The sequence below is a fragment of the Armatimonadota bacterium genome (assembly GCA_031081585.1).
Classification (GTDB): Bacteria; Sysuimicrobiota; Sysuimicrobiia; order Sysuimicrobiales; family Humicultoraceae; genus Geohabitans; species Geohabitans tengchongensis.
Window position 1 is genome coordinate 41,679 of record JAVHLY010000014.1, and the last position, 18,443, is coordinate 60,121.

Sequence of the window (18,443 nt, forward strand, 5' to 3'; positions counted from 1 at the left end):
AGGAGGAGGGCAGGCGTGGCACGTCCCAAGGTCTCGATCATCGGTGCCGGCACCGTGGGGACGGCGGCGGCGCACTGGATCGCCAGCCGCCAGCTCGCCGACGTGGTCCTGGTGGACGTCATCGAGGGGCTGCCGCAGGGCAAGGCGCTGGACCTCCAGCAGGCCGGGCCCATCGCCGGGTTCAACGTGCGGGTCACCGGCAGCACCGACTACGGACCGACGGCGGGCTCGGCGGTGGTGGTCATCACCGCCGGCATCGCCCGCAAGCCGGGCATGACCCGCGAGCAGCTCATCGACACCAACGCCGGGATCGTGCGCGGGGTGGTCGAGCAGGTCACCCGCACCTCCCCCGACGCCGTCCTCATCGTCGTCACCAACCCGCTGGACGCCATCACCTACCTGACCTACCGGACCGCCGGGCTGCCCCGCCAGCGGGTGATCGGCGAGTCGGGGGCGCTGGACAGCACCCGCTTCCGCACCTTCCTGGCCCTGGAGCTCGGCGTGGCGGTGGAGGACGTGCACGCGCTGGTCATCGGCGCGCACACCGACACGGACATGGTGCCCCTGCCGCGCTTCGCCACGGTGCGCGGCATCCCCGTCAGCCACTTCCTCCCCCCGGCCCGGCTGGAGGCCGTGGTGGCCCGCACGCGCCGGGGCGGCGCGGAGATCACCGAGCTGATGAAGGCCAGCGCCTTCACCGCGCCCGGGGCGGCCATCTGCGAGATGGTCGAGGCGGTCCTGCGCGACAGCCGGCGGGTGATCCCCTGCTGCGTCTACCTGGACGGGGAGTACGGGCAGCGGGACGTCTGCATCGGGGTGCCGGTGGTGCTGGGGGCGCGCGGGGTGGAGCGCATCATCGAGCTGCCGCTGGACGAGGCCGAGCGTCGCGCCTTCGAGGCCTCCGTGGGTGCGGTGCGGGCGATGCTGGCCGGGCTGACGGTGTAGCGACCGCGACGGCCCCCCGTGGCGCTGGGGGGGCATTTTTCTGTCAAAATGGGTTTCATGACGCGCCGGAAGACCACCGTGTACGTCCGGGAGGACCTCCTGCGGGCCGCCAAGGTGGCCGCCGCCAGGATGGGGCGGAAGGAGTATGAGGTGTTCGAGGAAGCGCTCGAACGCTACCTCGGGCTCCAGCTCCTGGACCGGGTCGGCCGGCGGGCCCGCCTGTCGGAGGCGAAGGCGTTGGAGCGTGCCTACCGCGCGCTCCATGCCGCCCGCAGGAGGTGATCCGTGCGGTCGTGGACCCCGGGGTGCTGGTGGCAGCGCTGCTCGCTCCCGACGGCACGCCGGCACGGCTCGTCCGCTCCTGGCTCCAGGGGGCCTTCGAGCTGGTGGCCTGTGCACGGCTCCTCGCCGAACTGGAGGAGGTGCTGCTGAGGCCGGAGTTTCGTCGGTACGCGACAGCCGACGAGGTGAGGGACTACGTCGACGTCTTCCGCCGCCTCGCCACAGCGGTGCCGGACCCGACCGACATTCCCCGGGCGACCCCTGATCCCGGAGACGACTACCTGGTGGCGCTGGCCAGGGCGTCGGGCGCGACGGCCCTCGTGTCCGGCGACCGCCATCTGCTGGGGTTGCGGGGGGCGAGGCCCCCCGTGATGACCCCACGCCACTTCCTCGACCTCCTGCACGGAGCGTAGGGGACGCCGGTGCGCGTTCGAGGCGCGCGCCAGGCACCGGATGGTATGCTGCACCTGACATGAGGCTCCACGAGTACCAGGCCAAGGCGCTCTTCGCCCGCTACGGGATCCCCGTCCAGCGCGGCGTGGTCATCGAGCACCCCGAGCAGCTCGACGGGCTCGACCTGCGCTACCCCCTGGTGGTGAAGGCGCAGGTGCTGGTGGGCGGCCGGGGCAAGGCGGGCGGCATCCAGCTGGCCCGGACCGCTGAGGAGGCCCGGGCGCACGCCGCCGCCATTTTGGCCCTGCGCATCCAGGGGGAGCCGGTGCGCCGCCTGCTCGTGGCCGAGGCGGCGGAGGTGCAGGCGGAGTACTACCTGGCCTTCACCGTGGACCGCTCCGCCGGGCGCGTGGCCACGGTCACCTCGGCGGCGGGCGGGGTGGACATCGAGGAGGTGGCCCGGACGACGCCGGAGCAGATCGTGCGCTTCTCCGTGGACCCCTTCCTGGGGTTCCACCGCTTCCACGCCCACGAGCTGGCCCGGGAGCTCGGGCTCGGGGGCCGCGAGCTCCAGCAGTTCGGGGCGATCGCCACGGCGCTGTACCGCCTGCTCCTCACCGAGGAGGCGGAGCTCGCCGAGATCAATCCCCTGGCGAGGACCCCGGAGGGGCTGCTGGCCCTGGACGCCAAGGTGGTCCTCGACGACAATGCCGCCTTCCGCCACCCCGACCGCCCGCCCCGGGAGGAGGAGACGCCGCTGGAGGAGGAGGCGCGCCGGGCGGGGCTGGCCTACGTCGAGCTGGGCGGGGACCTGGCCATCATCGGCAACGGCGCGGGATTGGTCATGGCCACGCTGGACATGGTGGCCCACTTCGGCGGGCGCCCGGCGAACTTCCTCGACGTGGGCGGAGGGGCCAGCGAGGAGCACATGGCTGCGGCCATCGACATCGCCCTGCGCAAGCCGGGGGTGCGGGCGCTGTTCATCAACATCTTCGGCGGCATCACTCGCTGCGACGACATCGCCCGGGCGATCGCGGCGCACCGGCCGCCGGTGCCCCTGGTGGTGCGGCTGACCGGGACGAACGAGGAGGAAGGACGACGCATCCTGGAGGCGGCGGGGATCCAGGCCTTCGTCGACCCTGAGGCGGCGGCGCGGGAGGCGGTGGCCCGTGCGGCGGCCTAGCACGCCGGGGCCCGCGGGCCAGCCCCTGGTCTCGCGGCTCCTCCCTGCGCGCCGGCCCCTGGGCTCGTGGCTCCTCCCCGTTGCGCTGCTGCCGGCGGTCCTCCTGGCCGGACTGCTGGCCGCGCTCCCGACGTCGGCGCAGCCGGCGGTGCGCGCCGCCGTGGCCCGCCACGTGGTCGTGCTCAGCTTCGACGGGCTGCGGCCCGACGCGCTGCGCGCTGTCTGGGGGCCGCTCGCCGGACAGAGCGCCGCCGCCTGGTCGGCGCGCACGACTCTGCCCAGCGTCACCCTGCCCGCCCACGCCTCCATGCTCACCGGGGTGGGCCCGGCGGGGCACGGGGTGCGCATGAACGTCTGGGAGGAAGGGCCGCGCCTGGACCGCCCCACCGTCTTCAGCGAGGTCCTGCGGCACGGTCGTCGCGCCTACGCCATTGTGGCCAAGCGCAAGCTGCTCTACCTGGTGCCGGAGGCGGTCCCCCAGGAGCACCTCCTCTACCCGCGCGCCCGGCAGGCCCAGGTGGTGGCGCACGCCTCCCGGGTCCTGCGGGAGCGGCGGCCGGCTTTCCTCTTCGCGCACGCCGCCGACCCCGACGACGTCGGGCACCGGGACGGGTGGATGAGCCCGCCCTACCTCCAGGTCGTGGCAGAAGTCCCCGGGGTGGTGGCCCGCTTCCTGGACGACCTGCGCCGGGCCGGGCTGTGGCCGGTGACGCTCCTCATCGTCACGGCGGACCACGGCGGGCACGGGCGCGGGCACGGGGCCGGCCGGCCGGAGGACGTCCTGATCCCCTGGATCGCCCTGGGCGGGCCCGCCCGCGCCGGTACCACGCTCACCGACCCGATCGTGACCTACGACACGGCGGCGACGGCGCTGGACGCGCTGGGCCTGCCGGTCCCGTCCACGTGGACCGGGCGGCCGGTGCGGCAGGCCTACGCCGTCCCGGTGCGGTGAGCCCATGGCCATCCTGATCGACGAGCGCACGCGCGTGCTGGTGCAGGGGATCACCGGCTACCAGGGGCAGTTCCACACCCAGCGCATGCTGGAGTTCGGCACGGCCGTGGTGGCGGGCACGACCCCCGGCAAGGGCGGGGAGCGCGTCCACGGCGTGCCGGTCTTCGACACGGTGGCCGAGGCGGTGCAGGAGACCGGGGCCACGGCGTCAGTGATCTTCGTGCCCGCTCCCTTCGCCCGGGACGCCGCGCTGGAGGCGATCAGCCACCGGCTCGACCCCGTGGTCATCATCACCGAGCACGTCCCGGTGCACGACGCCATCACTATCGTCGGCTACGCCCGCCAGCAGGGGGTGCGGGTCATCGGGCCCAACGGCCCGGGGGTGGCCACGCCGGGGGGCGCCAAGATGGGCATCATGCCCAACCACCTCTTCCGGCGCGGCCACGTGGGCGTGGTCTCGCGCAGCGGGACGCTCACCTACGAGATCGTGGCGGCGCTCACCCAGGCGGGGCTCGGCCAGTCCACCGCGCTGGGACTGGGCGGGGACCCGGTGGTGGGGATGTCCTTCCAGGACGCCGTCGACCTCTTCGGCCGGGACGAGCAGACGGCGGCGGTGGTGCTCATCGGGGAGATCGGGGGCGCCGCCGAGGAAGCGGCGGCCCGCTTCATCGCCGAGACGCGCTTCCCCAAGCCGGTGGTGGCCTACATCGCCGGGCGCACCGCCCCGCCGGGGAAGCGCATGGGGCACGCCGGCGCGGTGATCGCGGGGACGGAGGGCACCGCGGAGGCGAAGATCGCGGCGCTGACCGCCGCCGGGGTGGCGGTAGCCGAGCTGCCCGGCCAGGTGGTCCCGCTCCTGCGCGAACGCCTATAATCGACGTATGGAGCAACAGAAGCGGCTGGTCCGGTCTCGACAGCACCGGATGCTGGCAGGGGTGGCCGGGGGGCTGGCGGAGTATCTGAACGTCGACCCCACGCTGGTCCGGCTGGCCTGGGTGCTCGCCGCGCTCTTCCCGCCGACGGCCCTGTTCGCCATCGTCGGCTACCTGCTGGCCTGGCTGATCATGCCGGAGGCGGGAGAGCCGCCGCGGTGATGGCGGGGTTCCTGGCCCGGCTGCTGATCAACGCGGTGGCGATCTACCTGACTACCCGCATCCTGCCGGGGATCCGGGTCCCGGACATCCCCAGCGCGCTCGTGGCCGCGCTGGTCCTGGGCCTGGTGAACGCCTTCATCCGCCCGGTCGTCCTCCTCCTCACCCTGCCGCTGAACATCCTCACGCTGGGCCTCTTCACCCTGGTGGTGAACGCCCTCATGCTCTACCTGGTCGCCGCCGTCACCAACCTGCAGATCGCGAACTTCCTCTCGGCGCTGGTGGGAGCGCTCCTCATTGCGGTCATCAGCACGCTCCTCAGCCACCTCTTCCGGGCCTGACGGGCGCCGCCGGTTGCTGCGCTTCGACCGGGCGAGCTCCGACGGCCGCCGGGAGCTGCCGCTGCGCTTCATCGTCATCACCGGCCTGTCGGGGGCGGGGAAGTCCAACGCCATGCGGGTCTTCGAGGACCTGGACTTCTTCGTCGTGGACAACCTGCCGCCGCAGCTGCTGCCCAAGTTCGCCGACCTCTGCCTCCACTCGGAGGGGAAGGTCCGGCAGGTGGCCGTGGTCATGGACGTGCGCGGGGGCCAGTTCTTCGACGACGTCCCCGAGGCGCTGGCCCAGCTGCGGGCCATGGGGGTGGACTACCAGGTCCTCTTCCTCGACGCCGCCGACGAGGTGCTGGTGCGCCGCTTCAAGGAGACCCGCCGGCCGCACCCGCTGGGGCACGGCCGGGGCATCCTGCAGGGCATCCGGGCGGAGCGCCGCCGGCTGGAGGCGCTGAAGGAGCGGGCGGACAAGATCATCGACACCTCGGCCATGACGCCGCGGGAGCTGCGCGAGGAGATCCTGGCCACCTACCACCGCGGCGAGCGCGCCGGGGCCCTCGAGGTGGGCATCACCTCCTTCGGCTACAAGCACGGGTTGCCGCTGGACGCCGATCTCGTCTTCGACGTGCGCTTCCTGCCCAACCCGCACTACGTCCCTTCGCTGCGCCCGCTGCCGGGCGGCAGCCGCCGCATCCGGGAGTTCGTGCTGGGGCACGAGGAGGCGCGCACCTTCCTCGACCACCTCTACCGGCTGATGGACTACCTCATCCCCCAGTACGTCCAGGAGGGCAAGACGCACCTGACCGTGGCCATCGGGTGTACGGGCGGCAAGCACCGCTCGGTGGTCCTGGCGGACGAGCTGGCCCGCTACCTGCGCGAGCGCGGGCTGAAGGTGAGCGTCCGCCACCGCGACATCCGCAAGGAGTAGGCATGCGCACCGGCGCCTCCCGGGCCCTGGGGGAGCAGGTCCGCCGCTGGCGGCGCTGGCTGGTCCCGGGGATCGGGATCAAGCGGTGGCTGGCGGTGGTGGGCGCCGGCATCGTGGTCCTGAGCGCCGGGGCGGTGGCTGCGGCCGCACTGGAGGTGCCGGCGGCGACGGGGGCGCTGGCGCGGGCCCTCGGCGGGCTGGGCCCATGGGCCTGGCTCGTCCCCGCCCTGCTGCTTCTGGGCGGAGGGGTCCTGGTGCTCGTGGGCCTGCGCGCCACGCTGCGCTCCATCGACCGCGTCCTCTTCCCCACGGGCCAGCCCACGCTGGTGGAGGTGCTGCGCCGGCAGCGCACCCGCGGGCGCGGCCCGCGCATCGTGGCGCTGGGCGGCGGCACCGGACTGAGCACGCTGCTGCGCGGGCTCAAGGCCTACTCCAGCAACATCACCGCCGTGGTGACGGTCTTCGACGACGGCGGCTCCTCGGGCCGGCTGCGCCGCGACCTCGGCGTGCCCCCGCCCGGGGACATCCGGGACTGCCTGGTGGCGCTGGCGGAGGCGGAGCCGCTCATGACCCGCCTCTTCGAGTACCGCTTCCCGGGGGGAACGCTGGACGGGCACGCCCTCGGCAACCTCCTCATCGCCGGCCTCGTGGGCGTGACCGGGGACCTGGAGCAGGCGGTGCGCGAGGCCAGCCGGGTGCTGAACATCCGGGGGCGGGTCCTGCCGGCCACCGCCCGCGACGTGGTCCTGGTGGCGGAGTTCGCCGACGGCAGCGTGGTGGAGGGCGAGTCGGCCATCCCCCGCGTGCGCAAGCCGATCCGGCGCGTGGCCCTGCGGCCGCCGGACGTGCCCGCCCTGCCCGAGGTCCTGGAGGCAATCGGCGAGGCCGACCTGATCCTCATCGGGCCCGGGAGCCTCTTCACCAGCGTCATCCCCAACCTGCTGGTCCCCGGGATCGCCGACGCGCTGCGCGGGGCCCGGGCGCCGCGCATCTACATCTGCAACGTCATGACCCAGCCCGGGGAGACCGACGGGTTCACCGCCGTCGACCACGTGCGCGCCCTCGAGGCGGCGGTGGGCGGGCGGGTCTGCACCCACGTGCTGGTGAACACGCAGCTGCCGCGCAACGCCGAGCTGCTGCGCCGCTACCAGGCGGAGAGCTCCTTCCCGGTCGACCCGGACCTGGAGCCGCTGGCCCGTCTGGGCTACGAGGTGGTGGCGGCGGCGGTGATCAGCGAAGAGGAGGTCCTCCGCCACGACCCGCGCCGGCTGGCCCGCGCGGTCATGCGCACCGCGGCGTGGGCGGCGCCACGGCGGAAGCCCATCCCGGCCAGCTGAGCCCCACGTCCGCCGGCGCCCGGCGGAGCGCCACCGTCAGCGAACGCCGTCTGATGCGGCATTCTGGCCGTTCTACGTCTGTTGACAAGCGAAAAAACGCGCCTCTATCATGGGCCGGGCGCGCTGGTCTGGAGAGCTGGATGGTCCTCGTCGATTGGCTCCACGTGGCGGTCTTCGCGGTCGTCGGGACGCTCATGGCGGCCCTCCCGCTGGCCGTCGTCTGGTTGCTGGCCCCCCGCGCCCCGCATCCCCAGAAGCGCCTCACCTACGAGTCCGGCGTCGTCCCCTTCGGCCAGGCCTGGGCGCAGTTCAACGTCCGCTACTACCTCTTTGCCCTCGCCTTCGTCCTCTTCGAGGTGGAGGTCATCTACCTCTTCCCCTGGGCCGTGGTCTTCCGCCGCCTGGGCATGTTCGCCTTCGTCGAGGCGGCGCTCTTCATCGTCATCCTCGGGTTGGGCCTGCTCTACGCCTGGCGCACCGGCGCCCTGGAGTGGACCTAGTGCCGGCGGTCGCCTGGGGCCTGGAGATCCTGCGGGCCACCCTGGCCACGGTGCTGCTCTTCACCTTCCTGGCCGTGGTGGCGGCGATGTTCGGGGTGTTGGCGGAGCGGAAGATCAGCGGCTGGATCCAGTCGCGCCTGGGTCCCAAGCACGTGGGGCCGCAGGGGCTGCTGCAGACGGTGGCGGACACGGTCAAGCTCCTGCAGAAAGAGCACGTCACCCCGGTGAACGCCGACCCCGTGGCCTTCAACGTCGCGCCGCTCCTCGTCCCCGTGGCCGCGCTCCTGGCCTGGATCGTCATCCCGCTGGGCGTGCCCTTCGGCGTGCTGCTCATCGGCCGCGACCTCAACATCGGCCTGCTCTTCTTCGTGGCCATGACCTCGCTCATCGTCATCGGCGTCCTGCTGGGCGGGTGGGCCTCCAACAACAAGTACTCGCTGCTGGGGGCGCTGCGCTCCGCCTCCCAGATGGTCTCCTACGAGATCCCGCTGGCCCTGGCGCTGCTGACGCCCATCATGCTGGCCGGCACGCTCTCCACGGTGGCGATCGTGGACGCCCAGCGCGGCGGCTTCCTGGGGGTGGGGCGCTGGTTCCTCTTCGGGGGCGGACACGGGCTGGGCGGGGTGGTCGTGGGGGTGCTGGCCTTCGCCATCTTCGTGGCCGCGGCCACCGCCGAGACCTTCCGCACGCCCTTCGACCTGCCGGAGGCAGAGTCGGAGCTCGTGGCCGGCTACTTCTCCGAGTACACGGGGATGCGCTTCGCCCTCTTCCAGCTGGGGGAGTACGGGGAGCTCTTCGCCATGGCGGCGCTGAGCAGCCTCCTCTTCCTGGGCGGCTGGCACGGTCCCGGCTTCACCAGCACGCTGTGGCTCTTCGTGAAGCTCTTGGCCATGGTCTTCTTCCTCATGTGGGTGCGCTGGACCTACCCGCGGCTGCGGCTGGACCAGCTGCTCAACTTCACCTGGAAGGGGCTCCTGCCCCTGGCCCTGCTGAACGTGCTGCTCACCGGCTGGGTGCTGGTCTAGGTCATGGGGGAGCTCGTCGCCTTCCTGGTCCTGGCGGCCCTCACGCTGCTGCCGGCGGTGGTCGTCGTCACCAGCCGCAACCTGGTGCGGGCGGCCATGGCCCTCATCCCCTCGCTGCTGGGGGTCACCGGCCTCTTCGTCCTCCTGCAGGCGGAGTTCGTGGCCGGCATCCAGGTGCTCATCTACGCCGGGGCCATCGCCGTGCTCATCCTCTTCGTCATCATGCTCACGGAAGGGGGGACCGGGCTGGCGGTGCGCCAGGTGAATACCCAGCGCTGGCCGGGGCTGGCCGCCGCCGCCGGCTTCGTGGCAGCGCTGGTGATCGTGCTCGTGCGGACGCCCTGGCCGGCCGGGTCGGGGACGCTGCCGGCCGGCACCACTGCCGCCGTGGGGGAGGCCTTCCTTACCGAGTTCGTCCTGGCCTTCGAGGTCAGCAGCCTGGTGCTGCTCGTCTCGCTGGTGGGCGCGCTCGTCATCGCCCGGCGGGAGCCCTGAGATGCGGGTGGGGCTGGAGCACTACCTGGTCGTGAGCGCCGTGCTCTTCGGGCTGGGGCTCTACGGGGTGCTCAGCCGGCGCAACGCCGTGGCCATCCTCATGGGCATCGAGCTGATGCTCAACGCCGCCAACGTGAACCTCGTGGCCATGAACCGTTACGTGGCTCCGGGGGCGGTGGCCGGGCACGTCTTCGCCCTCGTCATCATCACGCTGGCGGCGTGCGAGGCGGCCGTGGGACTGGCCCTGGTGCTGGCGGCCTACCGCACCCTGGAGACCATCCACGTCGACGAGATCAACGTGATGAAGTGGTGAGCCCGCCGGAGGGACGCCCGTGAGCCTGGTCTGGCTGGTCCCGCTGCTCCCCTTCCTGGCCTGCGGGCTGATCCTGGCCCGGGGCCGCCGCCTGCCCGGGCAGGGCGCCTACGTGGCCGTCGGGGCCATGCTCCTGGCCACGGTGGGCGGGGTGATCCTCTTCGGGCGGGTGCTGGCCCACCAGGAGGTGCACCAGCGGGTGACCTGGGCGGTGCTGGGCGGGCAGCCGGTGGCCCTGGGGCTGCAGGTGGACCCGCTCGCCGCCGTGATGGTGCTCATCGTCACCGTGGTCGGGTCGCTGATCTTCATCTACTCCATCGGCTACATGCACGGCGACCCGCGCTACCCGCGCTTCTTCGCCTACCTCTCCCTCTTCGCCGGGGCGATGCTCCTGCTGGTGCTGGCGGACAACTTCCTCTTCCTCTTCGCCGGGTGGGAGCTCGTGGGGCTGGGGTCCTACCTGCTCATCGGCTTCTGGTTCGAGCGCCCGGCGGCGGCGCGGGCGGCGGTCAAGGCCTTCGTCACCACCCGCGTGGGCGACCTCTTCTTCTTCCTCGGCATCCTGCTGGTCTTCGCCACGGTCGGCAGCCTCGGCTTCGCCGAGACCTTCCGGGCCGTGGAGGCGGGGCGCCTGGCGGGCCCCACGCTGCTCCTGGCGGCGCTGTGTCTCTTCGGCGGGGCGGTGGGGAAGTCGGCGCAGATCCCCCTGCACGTCTGGCTCCCCGACGCCATGGAGGGCCCCACGCCGGTCTCGGCCCTCATCCACGCCGCCACCATGGTGGCGGCGGGCGTCTACCTGGTGGCGCGGCTGTTCGGGCTCTTCTTCGCCACCGCCGACCACCAGGCCCTCGCCGTGGTGGGCTGGGTGGGGGGGATCACCGCCTTCCTGGCGGCGACCATGGCGCTGGTCCAGGACGACATCAAGCGCGTGCTGGCCTACTCGACCATGAGCCAGCTCGGCTACATGTTCCTCGGGTTGGGCGTGCTGGGCTACACCGCGGCCGTTTTCCACCTGCTGACCCACGCCTTCTTCAAGGCGCTGCTCTTCCTGGCCGCGGGCAGCGTCATCCACGCCATGCACACCAACGACATCAAGGCCATGGGCGGGCTCGCCCGCGTGATGCCCTCCACCTACTGGACCTTCCTCGTCGGCACGCTGGCGCTGGCCGGGATCTTCCCCTTCGCCGGCTTCTGGTCGAAGGACGAGATCCTGCTGGAGGCCTTCCACCACCACCGCCCGCTCTTCGTCCTGGGGCTGGTCACGGCGGCCCTCACCGCCTTCTACATGCTGCGCGTGGTCTTCTACACCTTCACGGGGCGACCGCGCTGGGCGGGGCACGTCCACCCGCACGAGAGCCCGCCGGTGATGACGGTCCCGCTGTGGGTGCTGGCCGCCGCCTCGGCCACGATCGGGCTCGTGGGGGTGCCTGCGCTGGGCAACCCCTTCCACGCCTTCGTGCACGCCGAGGGGGTGGAGGTGGCGCCGTTCAGCCTGACCGTGGCGCTGCTCGGCACCGCGGCGGCGCTGCTGGGGATCGCCGCGGCGGCGGCGGTCTACCACTTCCGCTGGGTGAGCGCGGCGCAGCTGCGCCGGGCGCTCGGCCCGGTGGTCACCCTGCTGGAGCACCGGTACTACGTGGACGAGCTCTACCAGGCCGCCGTGGTCCGCCCGGTGCTGTGGGTGGGGCGGGCGCTGCGCACCTTCGACCTCTACGTCATCGACGGGCTGGTGAACCTGGTGGGGGTGGTGGTCGTGGCCCTGGCCCGCCTCTACCGGCTGGTCGACCTCTACGTGGTGGACGGGCTGGTCAACCTGCTCGGCTGGACGGCGGCGCGGCTGGGCGCGGCCCTGCGCGTCGTGCAGACCGGCCGGGCGGAGAACTACCTGCTGGTCATCGCCCTGGGGGTGATCGCCATCGTCATCGGGGGGCTGCTGCGATGAGTCAGGTCCAGACCGCGGGGCCGTCGACGCGTCGGCGGGCGGGGCTCGAGGTGAGGGGATGACCGGGGAGACGCTCCTCACCCTGACCCTCTTCCTCCCGCTGGCCGGCGGCGTCGTCCTGCTGCTCCTGCCGCGCACCGCCGTGGAGGCCATCCGCCTCGTGGCGCTGGTGGCGGCCGCCCTCTCCACGGCCCTCTCCCTCCTCCTGCTGGGGCCGTTCGAGGCCGGGCGGCCGGGCTTCCAGCTCGTCACCGACGTCCCCTGGATCCCCGCCATCGGCGTGGGCTACCGCGTGGGCGTGGACGGGCTGAGCCTGCCGCTGGTGATCCTCACCGGGGTGCTCACCGTCCTCTCCATCGTCTACTCCTGGCGGGTGGAGGTGCGGGTGAAGGAGTACATGTTCCTCTTCCTCCTCCTGCAGACGGCCATGGTGGGGGTCTTCGTGGCCCTGGACCTCTTCCTGTTCTTCATCGTCTGGGAGCTGACCATCGTGCCGATGTACTTCCTCATCGGCATCTGGGGCGGGCCGCGCAAGGAGTACGCCGCCATCAAGTTCTTCCTCTACACGCTGGTGGGCTCGCTGGCCATGCTCGTGGGCATCCTGCTCTTCTACCTGCACGCCGACCCGCGTACCTTCGACCTCCGGCAGCTCATCCAGCAGCGCCCCCTGGCCGGAGACCTCCGGCTGGCCCAGGTGGCCTTCTGGGGGTTCTTCCTCTCCTTCGCCATCAAGGTGCCCATGTGGCCCTTCCACACCTGGCTGCCCGACGCCCACGTGGAGGCGCCCACCGCCGGCTCCGTCATCCTGGCCGGGGTGCTGCTGAAGCTGGGCACCTACGGCTTCGTGCGCTACAGCTTGGGTCTCTTCCCGGAGGTCTTCCGGCAGTTCGCCGTGCCCATCGCCATCCTGGCCCTGCTCGGGATCGTCTACGGGGTGCTGGTGGCCATGGCCCAGCGCGACCTGAAGAAGCTCGTGGCCTACTCCAGCGTGAACCACATGGGCTTCGTCATGCTGGGCACGGCGGCCGCGGCCTACGCCTACGGCCGTCCCGAGCTGGCCCGCTGGGCCGCCATCGCCCTGAACGGCGCCGTCTACGAGATGCTGGCCCACGGGGTCATTACCGGGGCGCTCTTCCTCATCGTCGGCGTCATCTACGACTACCGGACGCACACGCGCGGCGTGGACGACTTCGGGGGGCTGTGGCACCTGCTACCCGCCTACAGCGGGGTCTCGGTTCTGGCGATGCTGGCCTCGCTGGGGCTGCCCGGCCTCATGGGCTTCGTGGCCGAGTTCCTCATCTTCCTGGGGGCCTTCGGCATCTTCCCGGCCATCGCCGCGGTGGGGCTCCTCGGCATCGTCCTCAACGCCGGGATGTTCCTGTGGACCATCCGCCGGGTCTTCACCGGCCCGGTGAACGAGCGCTGGCGCGGGCTGCCCGACCTGGACGCCCGGGAGTGGCTGGCGCTGGCCCCGCTGGCGGCGCTGATGCTGATCTTCGGCCTCTTCCCGCGGCCGCTGCTCGACCTCATCGACGTGGCCATGACCGGATTGGTGACGGCGCTGCGGTGAGGGGCTCGGCGCTGCACGGCACGCGGGGGCGGGCGGGCGTAGGGGGCGGCGGCGCGCCGTCCCGGGAGCGGGCGTGATGCCGCCGGCCGCCGACCTCTGGGCGCTGCTGCCCGAGTTCTGGGTGACCGGGCTCGGCCTGCTCCTGCTGGTGCTGGCCGCGGTCGTGCCGGCCCGCCAGGCCAACCTGGTCGGCTGGGTGGCGGCGGCGGGCCTGCTCCTCGGCCTGATCCCCACCTGGGGGCTGATCGAGACCCTGGGCGGGCCGGGACGGCTGGTCCTGGCTCAGACCTACGCCGTCGACGGCTTCGCCGTCTTCTTCAAGGTCCTCGTCCTGGTGAGCAGCGCGCTGGTCGTGCTGGCGGCGGTGGACTACTTCCGCAGCCCCGGCGAGCCTGCGCCGGCGGCGGCGCCCGGGACGCCCTTCGAGGCCGAGGTCTACGTCCTGATCGTCTTCGCCGCCCTGGCCTTCATCCTCATGGCCGCCAGCGCCGACCTGGTGGTGCTGGCGTTGGCCATCGAGTTCGCCAGCCTGGCCTCCTACGTGCTGGCCGGCTACCTGAAGGGGCACCCGAAGAGCCACGAGGCCGGGCTGAAGTACTTCCTCTACGGCGCGGCCGCCTCGGCGACGATGTTCTACGGTTTCTCCGTCCTCTACGGCCTGGCCGGGTCCACCAACCTCTACACCATCGCCGAGCGGGTGCGCGGAGGGCCGCAGCCGGCGCTCGTGCTGTCGCTGGCGCTCATGCTGGCCGGCTTCGGCTTCAAGGTGGCCATGGTCCCCTTCCACCAGTGGACCCCGGACGTCTACGAGGGGTCTCCCACGCCGGTGGCGGCCTTCCTCTCCGTCGCCTCCAAGGCGGCCGGCTTCGCCGTGCTCCTGCGGGTCGTGGCAGTGGCCATCGCGCCCAGCGGCTTGGACTGGGTGAGCCTGGTGGCGGCGCTGTCGGCGGTCTCCATGGTATTGGGCAACCTCCTGGCGCTCCCCCAGCGCAACATCAAGCGCATGCTCGCCTACTCCACCGTCTCCCACGCCGGCTTCCTGCTCATGGGGGTGGCGGGGTTTGGCGGGGACCTCGGCAACCTGGGCCTCTTGGTCTACCTCTTCGCCTACCTCTTCTCCAACCTGGGGGCGTTCTTCGTGGCCTCCCTCATCGGGACGCAGCTGGGCTCCGACGACATCCCCGACTACGCCGGGCTGAGCCAGCGCGCCCCCGTCCTGGCGTTCCTCATGGCCCTCTTCATGCTCTCCCTCACCGGGATCCCGCCCACCGCCGTCTTCTTCGGCAAGCTCTACGTCTTCGGGGCGGTCCTGGAGCGCAGCCCCCAGCTCCTCTGGCTGGTGGCGGTGGGCGTGGTGAGCAGCGTCATCGCCCTGTACTACTACGTGAGCGTCATCCGGGCGATGTACCTGCTGCCGCCGCGCGACCCCACCCCGGTGCGGGAGCCGGTGGCGCTCGGGGCGGCGCTGTGGGTGGCGGCGCTGGGGACCCTGGTGGTGGGCCTGTGGCCCCAGCCGGTGATCGATCTGGCGCGCACGGCAGTCTTGTTGCTGCGCCTGTAGCGGTCTGCTATCATGACCCCGGTCTCCGGCCGCCCCGGGAGCGCGCTCCCAGGGCGTTTCGGATGTCAAGAGGCCCTTTTTCCCCCAGTGCGCTGCATACACCGACCGACCGGGGGCGCCCGTCGTGCCCGCGGGGCGGGGAAGCCCGGGCCGAGGATGACGGACGGGACCACAGACGAGCGCGTGCCGAGGATGACCGCAGACCGGCCCCGGTCGGCGTGCCGGTCGGGAGCGTGGTGATGGCCCACCAGCGACACCACCGTGAGGACGGCGAGGATGTCCTGCGCCTGATCGCCGAGAAGGAGCGCGAGCTGGAGGCGGCCATGGAGCAGGCCCGTCAGGAGGCCGCCGCCATCGTGGCCGCCGCCCGTGCCGAGGCAGAGGCGATCCGGGCGCGGGCGCGGCAGGAGGCCGAAGCGCTGGCGGCCGAGGCGCGCCGCCGCGCCGAGGCGGAGGTGGCCGCCATCACCGGGGAGGTGCTGGCGCAGGCCCGGCGCGAGGCGGAGGCGATCCGCGCCCGGGCGGCGGAGCGGGCCGACCAGGCCGTGCGGCTGGTGGTCGGGCGCGTCCTGGGCGGCGTGGCGGACGTGGCGCCGGTCCAAAGCGGCGGAGCCGGAGGGGGCGCGGCGTGATCGTCGCCATGAGCCGGGTGCTCGTGATCGGGCCGAAGCGCCTGCTGGCGGCGGTCCTGGAGGAGACGCAGCAGGTGGGGGCGCTCCACGTCGACCGCATCGAGGCGGAGGAGGTCCCGGCGGTGGCGCCGACCGCCGACGAGCACCGCGAGGAGCGGGAGGCGCTGGAACGGCTGCGCCTGCGTGTGGATGGCCTCCTGGGCCTGCTCCCGGGTGCGGCGGAAGAGGCGCTCCCCTCGACGGCGGAGGTCGCCGGCCGGCCGGTGGATGCCCTCGAGGCCGAGGTGGCGGCCATCGAGGCCGAGGTGCAGGCGCTGGTGCGGGCGCGCCTGGAGGCCCAGGACGAGCTCGAGCTCATCCGCAGCTACGAGAGCGCGGTGCGCGTGCTGGCGCCGCTGTTGGGGGCGCTCAGCGGCAGCCGGGCCTTCGAGACGGTCGGCTTCATCCTGCGCACCCGCGACCTGGCCCTCGTCCAGGACTTCCGCCGGCGTCTGGAGGAGCTGACCGAGGGGCGCGTCGAGGTCGTCAGCCGGGTGGTGGAGGAGGGGAAGGTCGGCGTCGTCGTCGCCTTCCTCCGCCGCGACGAGGAGGCGGTACGCAGCTTCCTGGCCCGCGCCGGGGTGAGCGAGCTGCGGCTGCCCAGCCAGTACGCCGACCGGCCCCCCGCCGAGGCCATCCGGGTGATGGAGGAGCGGCGCCGGGTCCTGCCCCAAGAGCTGGCGCGTCTGCAGGGCGAGCTGGCCGCGGCGGCGCGGCGCCACCGGCCGCGTCTCGTGGCCATCCGCGCCGTCCTGCAGGACCGTCTGGCCCGCCTGCAGGTCGTCCCGGCCCTGGCCCAGTCCCGCTACACCTTCATCCTGCACGGGTGGGCGCCCACGCGGCTCGTGGCCACCATCCGCCAGCGGCTGCGCCGCCGCTTCGGCGAGGAGGTCGTCGTCTACGACAGCCCCGCCGACCCCCACGAGGCGGAGCGCGTCCCCGTGCTGCTCGACAACCCCACGCCCATCCGGCCGTTCCAGCTGCTGCTGGGCCTCTTCCCGCCGCCGCGCTACGGCACCTGGGACCCGAGCCCCCTCATCGCCGTCACCTTCCCCATCTTCGTCGGCCTGGTCATCGGGGACGTCGGCTACGGCGCGCTCTTCTTCCTGTTCGGGTGGTGGCTGCGCAACCGCAGCCGCGCCGGGCGCGCCTGGACGGTGCCGGTGCTGGACGTGCGCCTCGACCCGCCGCTGCTCTGGGCGGTCTCCTGGCTGGTCCGGGTGATCGCGGTGTGGGTCATCGCCTTCGGCGTGGTCTACGGCGAAGTCTTCGGCAACCTGCCCGAGCTGTACGCCCATGCCCGCGGCATCGCCTTCCACCCCCTCTTCGACCGGGTGCACGAGCCGGGGACGACGCTCTACTTCCGCGCCATCCTGCTCTTCGGGGTGGTGATGGTCTACCTGGGCCTGGTGGGCCACCTGGTGATGGCGCTGCGCCACCGCCACCTGGAAGGGGTCTTCGAGAGCCTGGTGCTCATCGGCGCCTCCGGGGCGCTGCTGCTCTTCCTGGGCACCCAGGCGCAGATGCTGCCGGCGGCGCTGGCGCCCTGGAGCCTCTACCTGCTGCTGGCGGCGGTTGGGAGCGTGGTCGCCTTCGGGGTGGCCTCGCGTCGGCCGCGCGGCATGGCGGCGGGGCTCCTGTGGTTCCTGGAGTCCTTCACCGCCTTCGGGCACATCCTCTCGCACGCCCGGCTGATGGCCTTCGGCCTGGCGGCGGCGGCGCTGGCCATCGCCGCCAACCAGCTCGGTCCGGAGATGGTGGCGCAGTTCGGCCTGCCCGGGATCGTGGGCGCGGTGGTGGCCACGCTGCTCGCCGGCCTCTTCCAGGTGCTCTTCTTCCTCTTCACGATCATCGGGCACCTGATCCAGCCGGCGCGTCTGCACTGGATCGAGTTCCTCACGAAGGTGAAGTACCACGACGAGACGGGGCGGCCGTACGAGCCGCTGCGGTCCGCGGCGTCGCCGCGGTCGTGACGGGCCGCGCCCGGGCGGACCGGGGCGGCGATGTCAACGGGAGGTGATCGTGTGCGTGTCCTGCTGGTCGGTGTGGTGATGGCCCTGCTGTTCGTGGCGCCCGCGGCCGCGGCCCCGGAGGAGGCCCCGGCGGCCCCGGCGGGGCTGGGGCTGGGGGCGGGCCTGCTAGGCCTGGCCGCCGCGGTGGCGGTGGGGCTGGGGGCGCTGGGGACAGCCTGGGCGCAGGCCCGCATCGGGTCGGCGGCGGCCGGCGCGATGGCGGAGCGGCCGGAGATCGGCGGCCGGTTGCTGATCTTCCTGGCCCTGCCGGAGACGATGATCATCCTGGGCTTCCTGGTGGCCTTCTTCGTCATCGGCCGGATCCGCTGAGGTGGCCCACGAGCTGATCGCCCTCCTGGAGCGGGAGGCGGCGGCCGAGCGGGAGCGCGTGCTCGCCGCCGCCCGCGCCGAGGCCGACGAGATCCGGCGCGCCGCCGAGGCCGAGGCCCGGGAGGAGCTGGAGCGCCAGCGCGAGGCCGTGGAGGCGGAGGTGCGGACGGCCCGCGTGCGCGCCCAGTCCACGGCGCGGCTGCAGGCGCAGGCCCTGGTGCTGGCCGCCAAGGACGAGGCCCTGAACGCGGTCTTCTCTCGCGCGGCGGAGGCCCTGGAGGCGGTGGTCCGGGACCGGGCGCGCTACGCCCGGGTGCTGGACCACCTGGTCGCCGAGGGCCTGAACGACTTCCCCGACCCGGTGGTGGTGGAGGCGCACCCGGACGACCTCGAACCGGTGCGGGCGGCGGTGGCCCGCCTGCGGGCGGACACCGAGGTGCGGCCGGCGCCGGACGTGCGGGCCGGCGTCCGCCTGCGCGCGCCCGACGGCCGCTACGTCGTCCTCAACACCCTGCCCCAGCGGCTCGAGCGCGCGCGGCCGGCGCTGCTGGCGGAGGTGGCACGGGTCCTGTGGGGGTAGC

The 18,443-nt window shown here is 72.9% G+C and carries 21 protein-coding genes; all 21 read left to right on the forward strand.

The window, feature by feature from the left end; translation table 11 throughout:
• Positions 1-15 precede the first annotated feature (15 nt).
• The 21 genes from mdh (at position 16) to RB146_07395 (ending at position 18,442) form a co-directional block, all read left to right on the forward strand.
• Entirely contained in the window at positions 16-945 is a 930-nt protein-coding gene (mdh, locus tag RB146_07295; GenBank protein ID MDQ7828783.1) for a malate dehydrogenase, read from the forward strand.
• 57 nt (positions 946-1,002) lie between these two features.
• Entirely contained in the window at positions 1,003-1,227 is a 225-nt protein-coding gene (locus RB146_07300; protein MDQ7828784.1) for a hypothetical protein, read from the forward strand.
• Positions 1,224-1,640, forward strand: coding sequence for a putative toxin-antitoxin system toxin component, PIN family (locus RB146_07305; protein MDQ7828785.1), 417 nt, complete (start codon positions 1,224-1,226; stop codon positions 1,638-1,640). Before RB146_07300 ends, RB146_07305 begins: the two co-directional genes overlap by 4 nt.
• Positions 1,641-1,699: 59 nt before the next feature.
• Positions 1,700-2,803 carry an ADP-forming succinate--CoA ligase subunit beta gene (gene sucC / locus RB146_07310; protein ID MDQ7828786.1) on the forward strand — a complete coding sequence of 368 codons (1,104 nt, stop codon included), beginning with the start codon at positions 1,700-1,702 and terminating at the stop codon, positions 2,801-2,803.
• The gene (locus RB146_07315; GenBank protein MDQ7828787.1) at positions 2,790-3,755 is read left to right on the forward strand and encodes an alkaline phosphatase family protein; all 966 of its coding nucleotides are present in this window, start codon (positions 2,790-2,792) and stop codon (positions 3,753-3,755) included. Before sucC ends, RB146_07315 begins: the two co-directional genes overlap by 14 nt.
• Positions 3,756-3,759: 4 nt before the next feature.
• Positions 3,760-4,629, forward strand: a complete 870-nt coding sequence (gene sucD / locus RB146_07320; protein ID MDQ7828788.1) for a succinate--CoA ligase subunit alpha — start codon at positions 3,760-3,762, stop codon at positions 4,627-4,629.
• 7 nt (positions 4,630-4,636) lie between these two features.
• Complete coding sequence (locus RB146_07325; GenBank protein MDQ7828789.1) at positions 4,637-4,849, forward strand: PspC domain-containing protein; 213 nt, start codon at positions 4,637-4,639, stop codon at positions 4,847-4,849.
• On the forward strand, positions 4,849-5,187 hold the full coding sequence (locus RB146_07330) for a phage holin family protein (protein MDQ7828790.1): 339 nt from the start codon (positions 4,849-4,851) through the stop codon (positions 5,185-5,187). Before RB146_07325 ends, RB146_07330 begins: the two co-directional genes overlap by 1 nt.
• 61 nt (positions 5,188-5,248) lie before the next feature.
• Positions 5,249-6,106, forward strand: a complete 858-nt coding sequence (gene rapZ, locus RB146_07335) for an RNase adapter RapZ (GenBank protein ID MDQ7828791.1) — start codon at positions 5,249-5,251, stop codon at positions 6,104-6,106.
• A gap of 2 nt (positions 6,107-6,108) precedes the next feature.
• A complete protein-coding gene (locus tag RB146_07340) occupies positions 6,109-7,443 on the forward strand; it encodes a YvcK family protein (GenBank protein MDQ7828792.1) in 1,335 nt (444 codons plus the stop codon).
• 140 nt (positions 7,444-7,583) lie between these two features.
• Positions 7,584-7,943 carry an NADH-quinone oxidoreductase subunit A gene (gene ndhC / locus RB146_07345; GenBank protein ID MDQ7828793.1) on the forward strand — a complete coding sequence of 120 codons (360 nt, stop codon included), beginning with the start codon at positions 7,584-7,586 and terminating at the stop codon, positions 7,941-7,943.
• Positions 7,944-7,963: 20 nt separating this feature from the next.
• Positions 7,964-8,968 (forward strand): NADH-quinone oxidoreductase subunit NuoH, encoded by a 1,005-nt coding sequence (gene nuoH, locus RB146_07350; GenBank protein MDQ7828794.1) that lies wholly within the window; start codon positions 7,964-7,966, stop codon positions 8,966-8,968.
• Positions 8,969-8,971: 3 nt separating this feature from the next.
• Positions 8,972-9,463 carry an NADH-quinone oxidoreductase subunit J gene (locus tag RB146_07355; GenBank protein MDQ7828795.1) on the forward strand — a complete coding sequence of 164 codons (492 nt, stop codon included), beginning with the start codon at positions 8,972-8,974 and terminating at the stop codon, positions 9,461-9,463.
• Between the two features lies 1 nt (position 9,464).
• On the forward strand, positions 9,465-9,776 hold the full coding sequence (gene nuoK / locus RB146_07360; protein ID MDQ7828796.1) for an NADH-quinone oxidoreductase subunit NuoK: 312 nt from the start codon (positions 9,465-9,467) through the stop codon (positions 9,774-9,776).
• A 19-nt stretch (positions 9,777-9,795) separates the two neighbouring features.
• Entirely contained in the window at positions 9,796-11,718 is a 1,923-nt protein-coding gene (gene nuoL, locus RB146_07365; GenBank protein ID MDQ7828797.1) for an NADH-quinone oxidoreductase subunit L, read from the forward strand.
• A 58-nt stretch (positions 11,719-11,776) separates the two neighbouring features.
• Positions 11,777-13,288: an NADH-quinone oxidoreductase subunit M gene (locus tag RB146_07370; protein ID MDQ7828798.1), complete on the forward strand. Its 1,512-nt coding sequence runs from the start codon at positions 11,777-11,779 to the stop codon at positions 13,286-13,288.
• Between the two features lie 76 nt (positions 13,289-13,364).
• Positions 13,365-14,849 carry an NADH-quinone oxidoreductase subunit N gene (locus RB146_07375; GenBank protein ID MDQ7828799.1) on the forward strand — a complete coding sequence of 495 codons (1,485 nt, stop codon included), beginning with the start codon at positions 13,365-13,367 and terminating at the stop codon, positions 14,847-14,849.
• Between the two features lie 239 nt (positions 14,850-15,088).
• Entirely contained in the window at positions 15,089-15,481 is a 393-nt protein-coding gene (locus tag RB146_07380; protein MDQ7828800.1) for a V-type ATPase subunit subunit G family protein, read from the forward strand.
• The gene (locus tag RB146_07385) at positions 15,478-17,493 is read left to right on the forward strand and encodes a V-type ATPase 116kDa subunit family protein (protein ID MDQ7828801.1); all 2,016 of its coding nucleotides are present in this window, start codon (positions 15,478-15,480) and stop codon (positions 17,491-17,493) included. Before RB146_07380 ends, RB146_07385 begins: the two co-directional genes overlap by 4 nt.
• 51 nt (positions 17,494-17,544) lie before the next feature.
• Positions 17,545-17,862: a V-type ATP synthase subunit K gene (locus RB146_07390; GenBank protein MDQ7828802.1), complete on the forward strand. Its 318-nt coding sequence runs from the start codon at positions 17,545-17,547 to the stop codon at positions 17,860-17,862.
• Between the two features lies 1 nt (position 17,863).
• Positions 17,864-18,442 carry a V-type ATP synthase subunit E family protein gene (locus RB146_07395; GenBank protein MDQ7828803.1) on the forward strand — a complete coding sequence of 193 codons (579 nt, stop codon included), beginning with the start codon at positions 17,864-17,866 and terminating at the stop codon, positions 18,440-18,442.
• Position 18,443 lies beyond the last annotated feature (1 nt).

What these genes read in the sequence shown, in the direction of transcription:
- RB146_07375 (MDQ7828799.1), top strand. Translation starts at nt 13,365, where the DNA reads ATGCCGCCGGCCGCCGACCTCTGGGCGCTGCTGCCCGAGTTCTGGGTG.
- RB146_07300 (MDQ7828784.1), top strand. Translation starts at nt 1,003, where the DNA reads ATGACGCGCCGGAAGACCACCGTGTACGTCCGGGAGGACCTCCTGCGG.
- sucC (MDQ7828786.1), top strand. Translation starts at nt 1,700, where the DNA reads ATGAGGCTCCACGAGTACCAGGCCAAGGCGCTCTTCGCCCGCTACGGG.
- RB146_07325 (MDQ7828789.1), top strand. Translation starts at nt 4,637, where the DNA reads ATGGAGCAACAGAAGCGGCTGGTCCGGTCTCGACAGCACCGGATGCTG.
- RB146_07340 (MDQ7828792.1), top strand. Translation starts at nt 6,109, where the DNA reads ATGCGCACCGGCGCCTCCCGGGCCCTGGGGGAGCAGGTCCGCCGCTGG.
- RB146_07330 (MDQ7828790.1), top strand. Translation starts at nt 4,849, where the DNA reads ATGGCGGGGTTCCTGGCCCGGCTGCTGATCAACGCGGTGGCGATCTAC.
- nuoK (MDQ7828796.1), top strand. Translation starts at nt 9,465, where the DNA reads ATGCGGGTGGGGCTGGAGCACTACCTGGTCGTGAGCGCCGTGCTCTTC.
- sucD (MDQ7828788.1), top strand. Translation starts at nt 3,760, where the DNA reads ATGGCCATCCTGATCGACGAGCGCACGCGCGTGCTGGTGCAGGGGATC.
- ndhC (MDQ7828793.1), top strand. Translation starts at nt 7,584, where the DNA reads ATGGTCCTCGTCGATTGGCTCCACGTGGCGGTCTTCGCGGTCGTCGGG.
- RB146_07380 (MDQ7828800.1), top strand. Translation starts at nt 15,089, where the DNA reads ATGGCCCACCAGCGACACCACCGTGAGGACGGCGAGGATGTCCTGCGC.
- RB146_07370 (MDQ7828798.1), top strand. Translation starts at nt 11,777, where the DNA reads ATGACCGGGGAGACGCTCCTCACCCTGACCCTCTTCCTCCCGCTGGCC.
- RB146_07355 (MDQ7828795.1), top strand. Translation starts at nt 8,972, where the DNA reads ATGGGGGAGCTCGTCGCCTTCCTGGTCCTGGCGGCCCTCACGCTGCTG.